At 41.0% G+C, this 16,991-nt stretch carries 18 protein-coding genes and 2 riboswitches; of the genes, 14 read left to right on the forward strand and 4 right to left on the reverse strand.

Annotated elements, in window-relative coordinates:
• The first annotated feature begins 10 nt into the window (after positions 1-10).
• A complete protein-coding gene (locus tag A5875_RS03430; protein ID WP_088932305.1) occupies positions 11-877 on the forward strand; it encodes an arginase family protein in 867 nt (288 codons plus the stop codon).
• 30 nt (positions 878-907) lie between these two features.
• Here the strand turns inward: A5875_RS03430 and A5875_RS03435 are convergent, their stop codons facing one another.
• A complete protein-coding gene (locus A5875_RS03435; RefSeq protein ID WP_088932306.1) occupies positions 908-1,348 on the reverse strand; it encodes a VOC family protein in 441 nt (146 codons plus the stop codon).
• Between the two features lie 22 nt (positions 1,349-1,370).
• Positions 1,371-2,099: a DUF2087 domain-containing protein gene (locus tag A5875_RS03440; protein ID WP_088932307.1), complete on the reverse strand. Its 729-nt coding sequence runs from the start codon at positions 2,097-2,099 to the stop codon at positions 1,371-1,373.
• A gap of 144 nt (positions 2,100-2,243) precedes the next feature.
• Here A5875_RS03440 and A5875_RS03445 point away from each other — a divergent pair, with 144 nt between their 5' ends.
• The 5 genes from A5875_RS03445 (at position 2,244) to A5875_RS03465 (ending at position 7,009) form a co-directional block, all read left to right on the forward strand.
• Positions 2,244-3,152: a DUF2268 domain-containing protein gene (locus tag A5875_RS03445; protein WP_088932308.1), complete on the forward strand. Its 909-nt coding sequence runs from the start codon at positions 2,244-2,246 to the stop codon at positions 3,150-3,152.
• A gap of 62 nt (positions 3,153-3,214) precedes the next feature.
• A riboswitch (TPP riboswitch) is annotated at positions 3,215-3,306 on the forward strand.
• A gap of 176 nt (positions 3,307-3,482) precedes the next feature.
• A complete protein-coding gene (tenA, locus tag A5875_RS03450; protein ID WP_088932309.1) occupies positions 3,483-4,139 on the forward strand; it encodes a thiaminase II in 657 nt (218 codons plus the stop codon).
• Positions 4,140-4,255: 116 nt separating this feature from the next.
• Positions 4,256-5,935 (forward strand): biosynthetic-type acetolactate synthase large subunit, encoded by a 1,680-nt coding sequence (ilvB, locus tag A5875_RS03455; protein WP_088932310.1) that lies wholly within the window; start codon positions 4,256-4,258, stop codon positions 5,933-5,935.
• Positions 5,928-6,425, forward strand: a complete 498-nt coding sequence (gene ilvN / locus A5875_RS03460; RefSeq protein ID WP_088932311.1) for an acetolactate synthase small subunit — start codon at positions 5,928-5,930, stop codon at positions 6,423-6,425. Before ilvB ends, ilvN begins: the two co-directional genes overlap by 8 nt.
• 11 nt (positions 6,426-6,436) lie before the next feature.
• Positions 6,437-7,009 carry a TetR/AcrR family transcriptional regulator gene (locus tag A5875_RS03465; protein WP_088932312.1) on the forward strand — a complete coding sequence of 191 codons (573 nt, stop codon included), beginning with the start codon at positions 6,437-6,439 and terminating at the stop codon, positions 7,007-7,009.
• Positions 7,010-7,063: 54 nt separating this feature from the next.
• Here A5875_RS03465 and A5875_RS03470 read toward each other — a convergent pair whose 3' ends face one another.
• Together A5875_RS03470 and A5875_RS03475 are read right to left on the reverse strand one after the other, a co-directional pair.
• Positions 7,064-7,516, reverse strand: a complete 453-nt coding sequence (locus tag A5875_RS03470) for a precorrin-2 dehydrogenase/sirohydrochlorin ferrochelatase family protein (RefSeq protein ID WP_088932313.1) — start codon at positions 7,514-7,516, stop codon at positions 7,064-7,066.
• 30 nt (positions 7,517-7,546) lie between these two features.
• Positions 7,547-9,058, reverse strand: a complete 1,512-nt coding sequence (locus tag A5875_RS03475) for an amino acid permease (RefSeq protein ID WP_088932314.1) — start codon at positions 9,056-9,058, stop codon at positions 7,547-7,549.
• A gap of 481 nt (positions 9,059-9,539) precedes the next feature.
• Positions 9,540-9,709: riboswitch (cobalamin riboswitch) on the forward strand.
• 115 nt (positions 9,710-9,824) lie between these two features.
• Between A5875_RS03475 and A5875_RS03480 the strand changes: the two genes are divergently transcribed.
• From A5875_RS03480 to cbiE, 8 genes are read left to right on the forward strand one after another with little or no spacing between them, the layout of a single operon-like run.
• On the forward strand, positions 9,825-10,325 hold the full coding sequence (locus tag A5875_RS03480) for an ECF transporter S component (RefSeq protein WP_088932315.1): 501 nt from the start codon (positions 9,825-9,827) through the stop codon (positions 10,323-10,325).
• Positions 10,326-10,346: 21 nt separating this feature from the next.
• On the forward strand, positions 10,347-11,417 hold the full coding sequence (gene cobD / locus A5875_RS03485; RefSeq protein WP_088932316.1) for a threonine-phosphate decarboxylase CobD: 1,071 nt from the start codon (positions 10,347-10,349) through the stop codon (positions 11,415-11,417).
• A complete protein-coding gene (locus A5875_RS03490) occupies positions 11,408-12,397 on the forward strand; it encodes a GHMP family kinase ATP-binding protein (RefSeq protein WP_088932317.1) in 990 nt (329 codons plus the stop codon). The genes cobD and A5875_RS03490 overlap by 10 nt, the downstream gene beginning before the upstream one ends.
• A complete protein-coding gene (locus tag A5875_RS03495; protein ID WP_088932318.1) occupies positions 12,288-13,643 on the forward strand; it encodes a cobyrinate a,c-diamide synthase in 1,356 nt (451 codons plus the stop codon). The genes A5875_RS03490 and A5875_RS03495 overlap by 110 nt, the downstream gene beginning before the upstream one ends.
• Positions 13,640-14,596, forward strand: coding sequence for an adenosylcobinamide-phosphate synthase CbiB (gene cbiB, locus A5875_RS03500; protein WP_088932319.1), 957 nt, complete (start codon positions 13,640-13,642; stop codon positions 14,594-14,596). The genes A5875_RS03495 and cbiB overlap by 4 nt, the downstream gene beginning before the upstream one ends.
• A gap of 14 nt (positions 14,597-14,610) precedes the next feature.
• Positions 14,611-15,261 carry a cobalt-precorrin-8 methylmutase gene (locus tag A5875_RS03505; protein ID WP_088932320.1) on the forward strand — a complete coding sequence of 217 codons (651 nt, stop codon included), beginning with the start codon at positions 14,611-14,613 and terminating at the stop codon, positions 15,259-15,261.
• Positions 15,261-16,382: a cobalt-precorrin-5B (C(1))-methyltransferase CbiD gene (gene cbiD, locus A5875_RS03510; RefSeq protein ID WP_088932321.1), complete on the forward strand. Its 1,122-nt coding sequence runs from the start codon at positions 15,261-15,263 to the stop codon at positions 16,380-16,382. The genes A5875_RS03505 and cbiD overlap by 1 nt, the downstream gene beginning before the upstream one ends.
• Positions 16,379-16,990, forward strand: a complete 612-nt coding sequence (gene cbiE / locus A5875_RS03515; RefSeq protein ID WP_088932322.1) for a precorrin-6y C5,15-methyltransferase (decarboxylating) subunit CbiE — start codon at positions 16,379-16,381, stop codon at positions 16,988-16,990. The genes cbiD and cbiE overlap by 4 nt, the downstream gene beginning before the upstream one ends.
• Position 16,991: the final 1 nt, after the last annotated feature.

Genomic DNA, 16,991 nt, shown 5'->3' on the forward strand with positions numbered 1-16,991 from the left:
GGAAGTTTCGATGAGCAAAACCCTCAGATTGGTCTTTCCTCAATGGCAAGGGGGAAATGATCCAAATTATGTTTTCGGTTCTGAATTACTGAGTCACATCGTACCGCCAAGTACCAAGGCTGAAACGATCCGCGTTACAGTGGATGAGGCCCTTTCCCAAGAACTGCCGCTTGAAAATGGCGTCCTAGGTGAAAGCGGCCTGTTAAAGCAATTAGCAGAAGCTGCAAAGGTTTTAGAAGAAAAGTTGCCAGATAAGGTCATCACTTTGGGGGGAGATTGTTCGATATCCCAAGCGCCTTTTGACTATTTGCATGGACGGTATCCGGATTCGCTAGGGATACTTTGGCTAGATGCCCACTCCGATATGTCGACGATCAATGATAGTACGCGGGGACATATGATGATGCTGGGAAATCTGCTGGGGCAGGGCGCACCGAGCTTCGCAGAAAAAGTTCAGCATCCCTTCAAAGTAGAACAAGTGCTGCTGGCTGGATTAAAGTATCAAGAGCTGCGGCCGTGCGATCATCAAGTCGATGAGTTGAACATGAATTATCTGACGCCTGAAGAATTGGCCAATGATAGCCAGCCGCTGATCGACTGGATTTGTCAAAATCAGTTCAAACAGCTGGCCATCCATTTTGATTTAGATGTATTGTCGCCGCAAGATTTTCGTTCGACGAAACCGGCGAAGCCTTACTTAGCGGTCGAGCAGTTTCCCGCTCCTGTTGGAACTATGACCTTGGAGCAAATTGCCCGAATAATCGGCGATGTTGCCAAGAATACGGAGATCGTCGGCTTTAGTATCGGTGAACATATTCCGTGGGACGCGGTCAATTTGCGAAAGGCGTTGGAAGATGTCGAGATATTTAGAGAATAAAAAGCCAGCCGGATAGCAACGGCTGGCTTTTTACGAACAGTGATCGTCATTATTCACGATCTCATACTTGATTCCGTCTGGATCGTTAAAGAAAAGGGCATAGTAATTAGGGCCATGCTGGGGAAAAATTTGCGGCGCATCCAAAATTTCAGCGCCCAGCGACAAGACCTTTTGATAAATTCGATCGACTTCATCTCTGGATGCGGCTCTAAAGGCGATGTGGTGGACCGCACCGGGCTTTCTTCTATGAATCGTTTCGCTTTCGTATTGTTGTAACGCAGAACAGATTCCAAAATCATAAGTGCGGTCGAGATATTCGATGACATGCATATCCAATTCTTCCAAGTAAACCTTGATTTTCTTGCTTAAATCAAACCCTAAAGCATCCATTAAGCCATCATAAAAAGCTTCCACTTCATTGACGTCTTTCACCGTAACCTGCAGGTGATCGACTCTCATCGGTGATACCATTTCACTTGCTCCTTTCAACGCGCTAGATCTTCCAATAAGTCGTTCCATCCACCGTTCGACCCAGTATCCCGTATTCAATGAGATAGCGTCTGATCGTCACAAAATCCTCGAACATTTCTGAGATAATCTCATTCACTTGTTTTTCGGTATATTGCTTTTCAGGAGCAAAGCTTTCAGCCAGCCTTTGCAGCAAAATGATCCGCTTTTTTTCCTTTTTGGGAATCTGAACGGCTTTTCCATTTTCATCAAGAAAAGTATCAAAGACTTTTTCTCTTTCTTTCTTACTTGAAATGAATCGTTCGTCTGAATCAATCAATGAGTTTGCAGTAAATTCATCCTGTTCTTTTTCCTCGATCGACTCTAACAATGCCAAGAGGATTTTGGCTTGGCGTTTCTTTTCCCTAAATTTGAAGCGGTGATTTCTCACAGCAGAAGTCGTGATATTTAGCTGATCCGCTATTTCCTGATCGTCGATTCCTTTGGAAAACAACGCTAAAAAGTTTTTCTGGGTATCGCTTAAGCCGCTTTGATTTTTATCTAAATTCAATAAAGTTTCAAACGGTCCGTCATGCTGGTGTTTTAGATGATAGATCATCGCGCCTTCAGCTCGGGCTAACTGGCTGTTTGACTCGCTGATGGGATAGACGAAACGATCATCAAATGTTTGATCACAATACAAACATTGAAAAAGAAATTCGCCCTTTTTTGCATAGCCCTTTTTTATTTCCTCGATCGTCAATTCGGTTTCCATTAGATCACCTCTTTAGATGGATGCTAACATAATTATAAAATGTTTGCAAATATGATTGCGAATTCTGATATAGATAATTGCTATCTTTTCCTTGACCTTCACGCAACGTCAACCATTATGATAAAAAGCAAGGAGGGGATCAAAGTGAATGAGTTGAAAGTTACAATCGTGGATTCACTGTCTTTTTATAGAAAGTGTCTGCAGGAAACAGTGGATGAGCAGGCTTTTCGTTATGAGCTGATGCGGCCGCTTGAAGGGATGTGGCGCTATTTGAATGCACCGCTTACGCCTAAAACACCTGGAGGCTATGACGTGGTGATGGCTTCGGAAATGCTGGGCATCTGGACACCGCGAAAGAGCATCGAGTTAATTGAGTCAAAAGTAGAACCGTTAAGCAAAACCAATATTTTCAATCAGTGCACTGAAGTTATTGCCGAAAGCGCGCAGCTTTTCAGTGAAATCGGTTATCAAATTCCAGTAAATGAATTTATTGTAGATATTTTACTGGGCGATCCAGAAAATAAGGTACTGATGGCGAGTGAAGGGTATAGCGGATTTGGCGGGATACCCGGATACATGCTATTGATTGTTGTGCCGAACGATTTTAATCGTACGCGCTTGAAGTCCGCCTTAGCACATGAATTCAATCATAATGTTCGTTTTACTTATGAACCATTTAATCATGGAGATGTGAGTGTCGAGGATTATTTAGTGATCGAAGGCTTGGCAGAAGTTTTCGCTGAGGAGCTTTACGGTATCGAGCACCGTGGTCCGTGGGTGCAGGAGTACGATCAGGAGGAGCTGGAATACACGATCGAAGTAATGAAGGATGGCCGTGAGGCACGCGGGTTTGATCAAGTTTCAGCTTATATGTATGGTGATGAAGTAGCAAGAGAGCAGGGATACCAGCCAGTCGGACTTTCGAGAAATGCCGGCTATACCATTGGCTATCAGCTAGTGAAGGCGTACTTAAAAAATACCGGAAAGTCGATCGCGGAAGCTACGTTGACTCCCAGTGCAGTGCTTGTAAAAGAATCGAAAATCTTCGACTAGTTGTTGAAATACCTTAAATGGAATCGTTTTTTCTAAAAAGGTATGTTATACTTTTAGTAATTGAATGACACTAGGGGTGCTTTTAGAGCTGAGATTATACCCATTGAACCTGAAACAGTTAGAACTGACGCAGGGAATGTGTGATGTTTTAGAAATTTGCACCCGATCGCTTATTTGCGGTCGGGTTTTCTTATGTATGCTTTTTCCAACATAGGAGCCTCCTTTTCATTCGTAAAAAGGGGGTTTTTTATGTTGCGTTAGGGAAGGTTGTTGGCCGCAGTTGTTTTTATGGAAGGAAGCTCAAATTTTTAACAGAGAAGGAGAACATGCATGACATTTACAGACTTGGCACGAAAAGAAGCAGCGGTATTTTGGGAAGGCAGCTTTGAACATCCTTTTGTCCAATCGTTGGCCGCCGGAGATTTGTCGCCAGAGATTTTTCGTTACTACTTGCTGCAAGACCGCTATTATCTTGAGCATTTCAGCAAGCTTTACAGCTATATCGCCGAGCAAACGGATGACAAAGAAGTACAAGCACAGCTACAAGAGAATGCCGAAAACCTTAAGCTGGGTGAATTGGCGATTCGCGAGGAATTCTTTACTGAACTAAACATCACGGAAGAAGAAATCCTAGCAACTCCAGTCGCACCAACCGCCTACAATTATGTTTCTCATATGTATCGTCAGCTGATCGACGGCACATTCAAGACGGCTTATGCCGGAATGCTCCCTTGCGCTTGGCTTTATCAAGAAATCGGAGTTCGTTTGATCGAGACAGGCTCACCTCATCCGTTATACCAGCGATGGATCGAGACTTATGCAGGGGAAGCCGCAGCTGAGGGAATCAAAAAAGAGCGCGCGCTGTTAGATCGACTCTACCAAGAAGCGACAGCAAAAGAACAGCAGCAAATGATTGAATCCTTCGTAATCAGCAGTAAAATGGAATACGCATTTTGGGAAATGGCGACGAATTTAGAAAAATGGTAATCCGAAAGAAGATCGTTTCGAGTGAACGGTCTTTTTATTTTGAAAACGCTTGACAATTCATCTGGTCCTTCTGTAAAATGCAAGTCAATACTTGCATAATTAGGAGGCGGAAAAAAATGATTTCGGGAGCTGAATTGGTTGTTAAGGCACTAGTAAAAGAGCAGGTTGAAGTCTGTTTTGCTTATCCAGGAGGACAGGCGATTGATTTGTTTGATGCACTTTATCAAAGAGAGGAGTTTCGAGTAGTATTGCCGCGACACGAGCAGGGACTGATCCACGCGGCGGACGGTTATGCTCGTTCTACAGGAAAAGTTGGCGTCTGTATGGTGACAAGCGGACCGGGAGCCACCAACTTGATTACGGGAATTGCTACGGCAGGATATGATTCTTCTCCATTAGTTTGCATTACAGGACAGGTGTCGACCCATTTGATTGGAAAGGACGCTTTTCAAGAGGTCGATATGGTAGGAATTAGCCGCTCGATTGCCAAATATGCGGTGACGGTCAAGAAGAGAGCAGATTTAGGAATGATTTTAAAAAAGGCTTTTGTAATCGCACAGTCAGGAAAACCCGGTGTCGTGGTGGTGGACATCCCTAAAAATATTCAGCAAGAACTTGGTTCAGAAAGCTATCCAGAAACAGTTGAAATTCGCGGCGGACAAAAAAAGCAGCACATTCCAACTGAAAAAATAAAAGAAGCGGCCGATATTTTGAATCATGCAGAAAAACCAATTGTATTAATTGGCGGCGGAGTTCATCGTGGAAAGGCTTATGAAGAGTTACTGGAGTTTGTTGAAAAGACGAAAATTATAGTTGTGTCTACGATTATGGGAAAAGGTGCCTTGCCCAGCGACCATGCTAATTATGTGGGCAATGTCGGGATTCACGGCAGCTATGCAGCAAATCAAGCACTTACCAAAAGTGATGTGATCTTAGCATTGGGAACTCGTTTAAATGATCGAGTGACAGGAAATGCGGCAACTTTCTATCCTTCTGCCAAAATAATTCATCTAGATATTGATCCTGCTACAATCAACAAAAATATCGATGCCTGTGTGGAGCTTGTTGGCGATATTAAAGAGGTGCTGCCTAGGATTACGACTTTATCAAATACGAAGTGTCAAGATAACTGGCTGCAGGAGATTAAAAAACTGGCTACAGCTTTTCCGCTTCATATGGAAGAGGCTGGCTTGACCCCAGAGAAAATCATAAAGAAAATCAATGAACATTTTTATGATGCAATCGTAGTCACTGACGTAGGACAAAATCAGCTTTGGACCACGCAATTTTTAGAAGTGACGAAAGATAGACAACTGCTGACTTCAGGAGGTTTAGGGACAATGGGCTTCGGATTTCCCGCCGCGATCGGCGCAAAGCTGGGAAATCCCAAAAAAGCTGTCTTAACGATTACCGGAGATGGCGGCTTTCAAATGAATCTGCAGGAGCTAGCCACCGTAATGATAGAAAAAATCCCAATCATCATCTGTATTTTTAATAATAGCTGCTTAGGAAATGTCCGACAGTGGCAGGAGATGTTTTATGAAAAGCGTTATTCTTACACCATGCTAAAGGAAGATGATGAACAATATATTCCTGACTTCTTAGCGTTGGCTCACAGTTACGGTGCGGATGGGCTGAGAATCACGAGTGAAGAACAAATCGATGAGGCCTTTCTTCGAGCCAAGCAAATGAAGGATAGAACCTTTGTATTGGAATTTATGTTAGCAACTGAACAAAAAGTCATGCCGATCGTTGCACCAGGTCAAAGCTTAAAGGAAATGATTGTTTATGAATAAAATCGAACAGAAATGGTTGAGTGTCTATGTCGAAAATGAAATAGGAGTTTTGGCAAGAGTGGCTGGTTTATTCTCGGGAAAATTGTATAATTTAAATAGTTTGACAGTTGGTGAAACGGAATCTGCAGATACTTCTCGCATGACAATTAGTCTTTACAGCGATAATCGAACGTTTGAACAAGTCAAACATCAATTGAGCAACATGATCGAAGTGATTCAAGTGATCGATTACAGCAACATTGCGATTCATGCAAAAGAAGTGATGTATGTAAAACTCAAGTACTATGAAGCGCTCGATTCTAAACTAGTAAATCTACAAAAGCATGTGCCCTTTGAGATTACTGATCGCACGGCAAATGAACTGCTGATCGAGAGCATCAACACTGAAGGGCTGAATAATAAATTGCTCGACGAACTTCAGTCCATTTCAAAGGAATTTGAGGTGATTCGCGGAGGGAGCGTGGCGATTGCCAGCCTTACAAAGGAGTAAAGAAAAGTAAAATGAAAAACACCCGAACCAATATCATGGCAGCGACCAAAAGCTTGATCGTAGAAAAAGGTTACAGAGACATGACCACGAAGGATATAGCAAGAAAAGCGCAGGTGAATGAGGCGACAGTGTTCCGTCAATTTGGCACCAAAAAGGAATTATTACTGACGACGTTAAAAGAAGCTGATTGGACTCCCACTGTAAGCAAGGATATTTTTGATCGATTTCAATGGGAACTTGCAAAAGATCTGTCCATGATCATGGAGGAATATTTTGAACAGGTGACACCAGAAATCGTTCGTTTTTCCATTGGACTGCGGGCACAAGAAATTTATCAAGAAACACTGCCGTATATCCAAAAAATCCCTACCTCCTTTATACAGGTAATCCAAGACTACTTAATTAAGATGGAGGAAAAGAAGGTCATCGAGATCAGCGATCCGAAAGAAACCGCGGAATTAATCTTTTCAAGTATGATCGGCTTTGCGTTCTTAAATGCTTATGCCAGCCATGAGCAGTACCAAAAGGAGAAAGAAGTTTTTGTGTCTCATGCGGTTGCCCGCTTTGTTAATGGGCTGAATTAAAAAACGCCTGGATGCGACTTTTCCTAAATCGGAATCGTGAATCCAAGCGTTTTTTTAATCTAAAGAAATACCTTTTAACAAGCTGCGAAGTTTCTGCTTTAGAAGTTTGGTTTTCGCAGGATTTTTCCCCTTTGTCGTTAAAGCAACGCCAAAGTCCTTTTCTTTGATCAAGGCCATGTTGAAGAAGTTGCTGTTGTGCTGATTTGTCGTATCGTTTACGAGTTGACGAGGAGTAGTCTCGTTTAAGATTGCCTGATTAACAGCTTTGTTATTCGTGCAGATAAAAATGATTTGAAAGCTCTTGGTATCGCCATATTGAAAGGAGCGCTCACGTAATACGACAGTCCCATTTTTTTTGGCATTCAGCAAAGTGTCGGAAAAATTTGGCGAAATAACAGTAGGCTTCGCACCTGCTTCAATTAATCCGCAGACCTTTCTAGTGGCGATCTTTCCACCACCGACCACTAGAATCGAAAACTGCTTGATATCAATTAGAATTGGATACATCGGCTTAGCTCCTTTATTTCCTAATTTACCCTAACGCTGTTCATTATTTTGTTCAGAAAGACTTAGTACCGCCTTCTTTTGTTCCAAATGAAAATAGATGAAGTGTGAGAGGACACCAAAGAATACCGGCCCTAAAAGCAGTGTAGAAAAGTTCAAGTAATTGCCTAATTTCAACGGCTCGTAAATTTGAAAAGCGATCGCCACAAAAATACACAGGCACACACTAATAGAGAATAGATAATTCAGAGAGTTATTCTTAATAATCAACGATTCCTTTTGAATAACCTTCTTCCTCAAGGAGAATGGAAAGCTCGCCGCAACGATGAAGTAAGGGATCGCCCGCGAAACATTTGTCATATAAGTCAGCTGGTTGAACAATTCCGCTAAGAAGGTGTTGCTAAAAGAGAGCAAACCAATAAATAACGAAATAAGGATCGCTTGAATCCAGAGTGCATTCTCTGGCATTTGGTTTTTATTAAGCGCTGAAAACTTCGGCCAAAAGATTTTAGGCGTACTTTTGAGCAAACTTTTCAAAGGACCATAACTGATCGAACTTAGCAGACTTAAGTATGCCAGTCCCATCGTCAAGGCCGTATAGCGAATAAAAAGCTGCGTCAATAAATAACTATGACTGGCGGAAAGCTGGAAGCTCGCCGCTAAAGTTTTAGCCAGCTGCTCCATTATCCCATACATGAGATTACCTAGATGAAGGGAAGTCGTATTTCGCAAACCTTCGATATTGTTCGCACAGCTCCAAAGAATAATTCCGCTGACATACAGCAGCAAGACAACAAAAGAACTGATAATCACCGCGCGGGGAAACCTCGTGCGGCTTTTTTTGGTCTTATCGGCCAGACTGGCTATAGTATCTAAACCACCAAATGCCGTGATTGAGAAAATGAAGAATGGCAGCTGCGACAGCAGACGGCTCGATGATTCTTGGAAAAAACTGGATACTGAAATGCTGTGGCTGATATTTTCTGCCACTTGTTCAGGATTCCTAATGATCAGCAGCAGGTTGCCGATGATCGAAAGGATTAATAACCCCACCATAGCATAACCGCTGATATGCAAAAATCTAAAAATAACTTGAAAACCGCGCTTATTCATCCAGGTGATAAACAATACCGCCAAAATTGATAAAAGAGCCAACCAAATCTGGGGAGAGATTCCCAGCCAATTAATCGAAGCTGTGATGTCTTTTCCGAAAATAAGAATCGATATCGGAATCAAGAGTTTCATAAATAGACTGATCATCCAAATAAAATAACTGCTATACCAAAGAAAAACCGTCGTGAAAGCCGCTTTAGGCGACAGCGATTCTTTTAACCAATCATAGATCGCTCCAGAGCGATGGGCATATTTTTTAGTATATTGCGCGACGATCAACGCATAGGGAATAAAGTAGAAAAAAGCACTAATGAAAAACCAAATAAGCGATTGACTTCCCAGCATGAAGAAAGCGGAAATCATACTGGAAAATGAATACACCGTGGTAGTGATGATCAAGATCAAATTTTGAGAAGATTTCTTTTTATCCATCGTCTGCTCCTAATGGTCTTTTCTTCTATCTTATTTTCTTTCAAAAAAAAAGACAAGATGGCTAGTGAAGGAAAAAGAATGATTGTGAATGAAATATTTTACTGTAAGCGAATCAGATGGTTGATAAATCAACACTTCTAAGCACACCAGCAGATACAATAACAATATCTTGCTTTGTTTTTGCAAGAAATAACAAATTTTGGCTGAGCTGATTGGATTGAATAGTTTTTTAGCGATCGGTCACTTAGTATTTAAGAAAACGCATTCAACAAAAGGGAATGAGGTGAGAATCCTCAACAGCCCCTTTCTACTGTATAAGCAGACGAAATCTAGATTGCCACTTAACAAGAAGGCAGGAGAGTAGGATGAAGGCAACTAAAACTGAAGCGTCATCATAGTAATATTTTGTCCTCTCGCAATAAAAGATAACACAATGTGGCTGTGTTGCTTGTAAAGGCGAAGCCGCACTGTAAACGTTTGCTATAATAATGAAAACCGAATAATTAATAACTGGACAAGGGAATGAGGTGAGAATCCTCAGCAGCCCCTTTCTACTGTATAAGCAGACGAAATCTAGATTGCCACTTAACGGGAAGGTAGGAGAGTAGGATGAAGCGAAGTCAGGATACCTTGTTTAGGGATTAAAAAATAATTGGATTGGGAAGATTATTTTGCTGACGGTCTATTAAGAAACTTAGACAAATTAAAAACGCGGCGAGCCCATCTTTTTTTGGACTCGTCGTGTTTATTTTTTAGGAGGGAATTTATGATGAAGTATTCAACAAAGAAGTTGGCAACACTGGCAATTCTACTGGCTCTCTGTGTAATTGGCGCAAATATCAAAATTTTAGGTTCAATCGCATTAGATTCATTTCCGGCATTTATCGGTGCGATTATCCTAGGACCAGCAGCAGGTGCTTTTTTAGGCTTTTTCGGTCACATGATCTCTGCATTATTATCCGGCTTTCCTAATACCTTGCCGATCCACTTAATTATTGCGGTATTGATGGCAGCCTGTATGTTTTTTTACAGCTGGACACGCAGAAAACTCTCAAAGAATAAAGTTGTCGCTTCAGTCGTCTCAATGTTAGTTGGCTACACAATTAATGTACCGCTTGATTTATTGTTGCTGTATCCAATCATGGGACCGGTTGTTTTCATGTTGTTTGTTCCATTAACTTTGGCAACTGTCGTTAATTTATGTTTGTCTGAGGTCGTGATTCTCGGCATTCCCTCAAAATATAAAGAAGCAATTTTTTTAAAATAATTAAAAATCGGAGTCGTTGATATGGCAGCTAAGCATGGAGGCAATATTCAAGAAATTAGTGAAATTTATCAAAAGGACAAACAGCAGTTGATTGATTTTAGTGCAAACATCAATCCACTAGGCATTCCAGGGAAAGTTAAGCAAGTTTTAACTAGCAGCATTGAGGATTTAATTCATTATCCAGATATTCGTTATCGCTCGTTGATTCAAACGATCGCAACGTTTCATGAAATTCCAGAGACGTATGTTTATCCAGCAAACGGGGCAGCTGAAGCGATTTTTATGCTGGGACGCACCTTGAAATTAGAGAAAATGCTGCTGCTTGCACCAACTTTCATGGAATATGAGGAGGCCTTTAGTCAACAAAATACAGAATTTTGCTATTTCAATTTGGAGCAGCGGAATTTTCAATGGTCGATTTCAGAATTCATTCAAGTAGCGAGTCAGCAGAAAGTTACGGGAATTTGCCTCTGCAATCCCAATAATCCAACAGGACAATTATTGAAGCAATCCGAATTGGATGAGCTGTTAACCTTTTGCCGAGAAAACGAAATGAGTTTAATCGTTGACGAAGCGTTTGTAGATTTTACGAAAGAGGAACATTCACTTGTTTCAGCAATCAAAGATTATCAGAAATTATTCATTTTCCGCTCACTGACCAAAATGTTTGCGATTCCAGGATTACGATTAGGTTATTTGCTGACGAGCAACTCGACGGTTTTAGCAGAAATCAACAAAAAGACGATTCCGTGGCATATCAATACCTTTGCTAATTTAGCCGGTCAGCAGGCATTGAAGGAAACACAATTTATAGAAGAGAGTCAACACTACATTGTAAAGGAACGTCTCTTTTTAGAAAAAGGTTTATCCACGTTTAAAGAGCTGGAACTATTTCCCAGTCAAACGAATTTTCTTTTCTTTCGTTATTTAGGCAACGGGTGTCTGCAAGAAAAAATGATTCAGAAGAATATTTTGATTCGAAATTGCAGCAGCTTTAAAGGATTGACCCAAAAATATTATCGAATCGCGGTTAAGTCTAGAGCAGAAAACCAATTATTACTAGAAGCATTGGGGGCGATTTTATGCGAGTGACAGCTTCTTGTCCTGGCTCATGCGGCGAACTAATTCAAGGTTGGCTTGGTGATTCGCAAAAATTAGTCAGTTACGGCATTGACCGCTTTTCCAACGTGACTATTTCTCCGGGAAGTTCTTTTGAACATGATCGCTCAAAAGCTAAAGAGGCCTTACAAAGAACCTTGGTTCACTTTGATCTTTCCGATACAGAAAGTAAGAACATTTCACTATCGATTGATTCAGAATTGCCGGTAGCTAAGGGGATGGCGAGTAGTACAGCAGACATCGCAGCTACCTGTCAGGCTGTTGCAGCTTTTCTTGGAAAAACGATATCAATGGAAGAGATCATAGAAATTTGTCTGGCAATCGAACGAACTGACAGCATACTTTTCCCGACTCTCACCCTATTTGAACAAAAGGATGGTCTGGTTAGAGAGGAAAGTGGTTGGGCACCGCATTTTTATGTAGTTGTTTTGGAACCGAAAAAAACCGTTACAACAGAAGCCTTTCATTCAAAAGAAACTGATCGTTTATTTTATCAGCAACGTGCACAATTTAAAAAAGTTTATCTTCATTATGCGAAAGCTGTAAAGGAACGATCTGTAAAACTGCTTGGGGAAGCAGCGGTTCAAAGTGCTATATTGAATCAAAAAATTTTACCTAAGCCTTATTTTTCAGAATTACTTAAGCTTCAACGTCAACATCAGTGGTTGGGTGTCAACGTTGCGCATAGCGGTTCTGTAATCGGGATAATGGTTAAAACTCAAGAAGAAATCGACACAGTTTTGACAGCCATTCAGCGATCCGAACTTAATCGCTGCTATTCAAAAGTGAGTGTCCATCAAAGCTGTTATCAAGGCGTACAGCTGAAAGAAGCGAGGGGAAACGATGAAGAAGCTGATGGTCGCCGCAGTTTCCAGCGGCTCAGGAAAAACGACGATAACACTTGGTTTGATGAAGCTTTTACAGAATCAAGGGTATCAAATTCAGCCTTATAAAGTCGGACCAGATTATGTCGATACACAATACCATACTCGTATAACAGGAAAGTCTTCGCGAAATCTAGATATGTTTTTAGTTCAGGATCAGACACGGCTGCGGACCTTATTTGAAAAGGAAGCCCAACATGCAGATATTTGTGTGATTGAAGGAGTAATGGGGCTTTTTGATGGATTAGGTGTAGATAAAGATTTTTGTTCTAGCGCAGGGGTAGCAAAACAATTGAACTGTCCAGTGTTGTTAGTGGTCAATGGACAGTCGGCTTCAACCTCAGTCGCCGCTGTAGTAAAGGGATTTGCTGATTTTGATCCCGATCTCATGATTTGCGGAGTGATTATTAACAAAGTTGCCTCCGAAACTCACTATCAATTAATTAAAAAAGCAGTCGAGACGTATACGAATATTCCAGTTTTCGGCTATTTGAAGCGTGAAGCAGGAATAGAACTTCCTTCTAGACAGCTAGGATTAGTACCTGATAGAGAAATCGATGATGTCACTGAAAAAATACAGCAAGTTGCAGAATCTTTGGAAAAGACATTTGATTCTAAGAGTTTAATAGAAAAATTACCAGAGGAAGAAGTGTCATATAAGCAGTCAAAATATCCGCAGTTTTCTGAACTTAAGGTGGCCTATGCACTAGATGAAGCATTTCACTTTTATTATCAAGATAATCTTGAGCTGTTGGCTGCGCATGGAGTGGAGCTCATTTCCTTTAGTCCAATGAGGGATCATCAACTTCCCGAAGCTGATTTATATTATTTTGGTGGTGGTTATCCTGAAGAATTTGCACTACAGCTTGCTGAAAATCATCTGATACGAAAAAGTATTAAAGAAAAGCATGAGCAGGGCGCATTCATATTAGCGGAGTGCGGAGGGTTGATGTATCTAGGCTCTTCATTCAAAAAAGACGAGCAGCTTTATCCAATGGTAGGAATTTTTGATGGGATCAGTGAAATGACCGCGGGATTGAGAAAATTTGGCTACTGTTATGGCGAGATTAAAGAAGATACGCTCATCGGTAAAAAAGGCACGACTGTGGTGGGTCATGAATTTCATCATTCGATCTTTAACACTAAAGAAACGACAATGTTAAAAATGACCAAAAAACGTGATGGAGAAGTGGTAAAAAACTGGACTGGCGGTTATCAAAAGAAAAATACATTTGGCAGTTATCTGCATCTTCATTTCTATCAAAGCGAATATTTTTTACAGAATCTATTGCAGCAAGTGAGGGAGGGCTCATGATTGGTTTGATTGTTATCGCATTTTTATTAGATCTGCTGATTGGTGATCCTTACAACTGGCCGCATCCGATTAAAGTCATTGGCAATTTTATTGCCTGGTTTCAGCAAAAATTCATTCAAACTAAAAATGAAAAAGAGAAATTTCGCTGGGGCATCCTTTTGTGGCTGGTCACCGTTTTAGGATCTGGACTCATTACTTACTCAATTTTACGGTTAGGCTGCTTGGTCCATCCTTTCTTGGGGAGGTTCTGTTATATCTATTTGGCTTACACAACGTTGGCAACTAAAAGTCTATCAATAGAAGGAAAAAAAGTTTATCAAAAATTGGTGCATGACAGTTTAGATAATGCTCGTAAGCAGGTGGCGATGATTGTTGGCAGAGATACGAATGAGTTAACGAAAGAAGAAATTACTAAAGCAACGATTGAAACAGTTGCCGAAAACACTAGTGATGGGGTGATCGCCCCGTTGCTTTGCCTATTCATCGGAGGACCAACTTTGGCGATGATGTACAAAGCTGTGAACACACTTGATTCAATGGTGGGCTATGTAACTCCAAAGTATCGAGCAATCGGCTGGTTTTCAGCAAAAATGGATGATCTATGGAATTTTATTCCTGCTCGTTTGACTTGGTTGTATTTGCTGGGCGCCGCCAAAATGTTGCAACTCAATACTACTAATGCGTGGAGGGTCGGAAAAAAAGATTGTCGAAATCATAAAAGTCCCAACAGCGGTTATCCTGAAGCTGTCGTGGCAGGAGCCCTAGGGATTCAACTAGGAGGAACACACCTTTATCACGGCATAGAGATTTATAAACCAACTATCGGTATACCGTTACGTTCAGCAGAACCCAAAGATATTTTAACCGCAAATGCTTTATTATATACGGCCGCTGTTTTGAGCCTTATTGCATTCAGCGTGATAGCATTTTTCATCAACTACTATTTTTTGTGAAAAGAGGGAATCGTGTGGACTATATTAAAAATCCGCAAATGATTGAAGAAGAAAGTTTCAATATTATTCAAGAAATTATCGACAAGGAGTTTCCTAATTTCGTTTTTTTTAATACTACAGAAGAAAAAATCATCAAACGTGTGATTCACACGAGTGCGGATTTTGATTATTTGAAAAATCTTGTATTTTCCAATGATGTTATCACAGAATTAGAAACTTTTTTCTTAGCAGGTAATGGCACTATTTTTACAGATACGACGATGGCTCTTAGCGGGATCAATAAACGAATTTTAGATAAATTGGGTATTCGATATGAATGCTATATAGCTGATCCTGAAGTTGCTGAACAAGCAAAGGCTAAAGGGATGACCCGTTCAATGGCAGGAATCGAACGAGCAGCAAACGTTGAAGGGCCAAAACTCTTTGTCATCGGTAATGCGCCGACTGCGATTTTTAAACTATTGGAGTTAATTGACAAAAAGGAATTAGCAGCCTCAGCAGTTATTGGAGCTCCTGTCGGTTTTGTTGGAGCAGCCGAATCAAAGGAAGCTCTATTTGAAAGCGATGTTCCATCTATTGTCGCCAGGGGACGAAAAGGCGGCAGTAATGTAGCGGCCGCGATCATCAATGCAATGCTTTATCAGTTAGTAGAAAGGGAAAGCTGATGGAGGAATTTGTTTTCTATAATGGAAAAAAATTACGCAAGGGGTACACCACGGGTTCTTGTGCGACGGCAGCCGCAACCGCAGCGGCATGTTTGCTATTCAAGGATGAGGCTCATGAGAATGTTCAAATCGAATTGCCGAATAAAGAAAAATTAACGATTCCGATCGCTTCGATGGAAATGAAGAAAGAAGGATGCCAAGCTTTTGTCGTAAAAGACGGTGGTGACGATGTTGATGCAACGGACGGGATGCTGATTGGAGCAAGGGTCGCAAAAGCAACAACAAATCAAATTGTTATTGATGGCGGCATCGGTATCGGCCGAGTAACGGAAGTTGGCTTGCAGCTTCCCGTGGGTGAGGCTGCGATCAATCCGGTTCCAAGAAAAATGATTGAAGCATCTGTTCGAGAAATCATTGGACCAGACCAAGGGGCAGATATCATGATTTTTGCTCCAGAAGGGGCAACTATTGCAAATCAAACGATGAACCGTCGTTTGGGAATTATCGGCGGTATTTCAATTTTAGGAACTACGGGTATTGTCACGCCCATGTCTGAAGAGGGCTGGAAACAGTCTATTTCCCTAGAACTAGAGATGAAGAAAAGCCAAGGTCAGCGCTCAGTAATCTTATGTCCAGGAAATTATGGAGAAGATTTCGTTCTTCAAACACTGCAGCTTAGTAAAGATAAAATTGTTTCTATGAGCAATTTTGTCGGATACGTTCTGAAAGAGGCGCAGCGTTTGGAATTTGAAAAAATATTGATGGTAGGACATTTAGGAAAGTTGATCAAAGTTTCTGCTGGTATTTTTTCCACCCATAGCAAGGATGCGGATGCGCGAACTGAAATTTTGATTGCCAATCTAGCTTTGTTAGGTATGCCTGTCGCGCAACTAAAACAAATCCAAAAATGCTTAACGACAGAAGCAGCAGGAGAGATTATTGCAAATACAGGCTATGAAGAAGTTTATGAAGTCATAGCCGAAAAAGTAAAACAACGTTCTGAAGGTCTACTAAAATATCGAAAGCATGAACCAACTATCGAGGTCGTTTTATTTTCTTCTCAAAGAGGGTACTTAGCCTCAACTAAATCACTTGAGTCGTTGAAGGAGGAATGGAAATGATCACTGTTGTTGGAATTGGCCCGGGAGGAACACAGGATTATTTGTTTGATAGGGCCAAAGATGCAATTGCTGCAGCAGAATTAATTATCGGAAGCGAAAGGCAGTTGAAGATTGTCCCAACAGATAAAATAAATAAATGCCGCCAGCTCCCGCGTAATTTAGATGATTTGGCTGTATTTTTAACAGATCATCAAAACGAGGAGATTGTACTTTTAGCTTCTGGCGATCCATTGACTTATGGTATTGGGAAATGGTTAACCAAACGATTTTCATCAGAAAAATTGACGATTTTGCCAGGAATCAGTTCGCTTCATTATTTATTCAATCGTTTAAATATTCCGATGGAAGACTGCTTTATAACCAGCAGTCATGGCCGAATCCCTGACTTTTCATTGCTCTTTAAATTACCTAAAGTTGGAATTGTCACGGATAAAGTTAATGGACCCTATCAGCTAGCTCAAGAAGCGGTAAGGCGAGGCAGCAAGACAACTTTTTATATTGGAGAAAATCTTAGCTACTCTGATGAAAAGATTAGCTGTTACAAGGCCTGTGAAGTTCCTGATGAAAACTATCAAATGAATGCAGTGGTGATGATAAATGAAGGATGAT

The sequence above is a fragment of the Enterococcus sp. 3H8_DIV0648 genome (assembly GCF_002140655.1).
Taxonomy (GTDB): domain Bacteria; phylum Bacillota; class Bacilli; order Lactobacillales; family Enterococcaceae; genus Enterococcus_A; species Enterococcus_A hulanensis.

Excerpts from the sequence above, each read along its gene's own strand:
- A5875_RS03430 (WP_088932305.1), top strand. The coding sequence starts at position 11 with ATGAGCAAAACCCTCAGATTGGTCTTTCCTCAATGGCAAGGGGGAAAT.
- A5875_RS03435 (WP_088932306.1), bottom strand. The coding sequence starts at position 1,348 with ATGGTATCACCGATGAGAGTCGATCACCTGCAGGTTACGGTGAAAGAC.
- A5875_RS03440 (WP_088932307.1), bottom strand. The coding sequence starts at position 2,099 with ATGGAAACCGAATTGACGATCGAGGAAATAAAAAAGGGCTATGCAAAA.
- tenA (WP_088932309.1), top strand. The coding sequence starts at position 3,483 with ATGACATTTACAGACTTGGCACGAAAAGAAGCAGCGGTATTTTGGGAA.
- ilvB (WP_088932310.1), top strand. The coding sequence starts at position 4,256 with ATGATTTCGGGAGCTGAATTGGTTGTTAAGGCACTAGTAAAAGAGCAG.
- ilvN (WP_088932311.1), top strand. The coding sequence starts at position 5,928 with ATGAATAAAATCGAACAGAAATGGTTGAGTGTCTATGTCGAAAATGAA.
- A5875_RS03465 (WP_088932312.1), top strand. The coding sequence starts at position 6,437 with ATGAAAAACACCCGAACCAATATCATGGCAGCGACCAAAAGCTTGATC.
- A5875_RS03470 (WP_088932313.1), bottom strand. The coding sequence starts at position 7,516 with ATGTATCCAATTCTAATTGATATCAAGCAGTTTTCGATTCTAGTGGTC.
- A5875_RS03475 (WP_088932314.1), bottom strand. The coding sequence starts at position 9,058 with ATGGATAAAAAGAAATCTTCTCAAAATTTGATCTTGATCATCACTACC.
- A5875_RS03480 (WP_088932315.1), top strand. The coding sequence starts at position 9,825 with ATGATGAAGTATTCAACAAAGAAGTTGGCAACACTGGCAATTCTACTG.
- cobD (WP_088932316.1), top strand. The coding sequence starts at position 10,347 with ATGGCAGCTAAGCATGGAGGCAATATTCAAGAAATTAGTGAAATTTAT.
- A5875_RS03490 (WP_088932317.1), top strand. The coding sequence starts at position 11,408 with ATGCGAGTGACAGCTTCTTGTCCTGGCTCATGCGGCGAACTAATTCAA.
- A5875_RS03495 (WP_088932318.1), top strand. The coding sequence starts at position 12,288 with ATGAAGAAGCTGATGGTCGCCGCAGTTTCCAGCGGCTCAGGAAAAACG.
- cbiB (WP_088932319.1), top strand. The coding sequence starts at position 13,640 with ATGATTGGTTTGATTGTTATCGCATTTTTATTAGATCTGCTGATTGGT.
- cbiD (WP_088932321.1), top strand. The coding sequence starts at position 15,261 with ATGGAGGAATTTGTTTTCTATAATGGAAAAAAATTACGCAAGGGGTAC.
- cbiE (WP_088932322.1), top strand. The coding sequence starts at position 16,379 with ATGATCACTGTTGTTGGAATTGGCCCGGGAGGAACACAGGATTATTTG.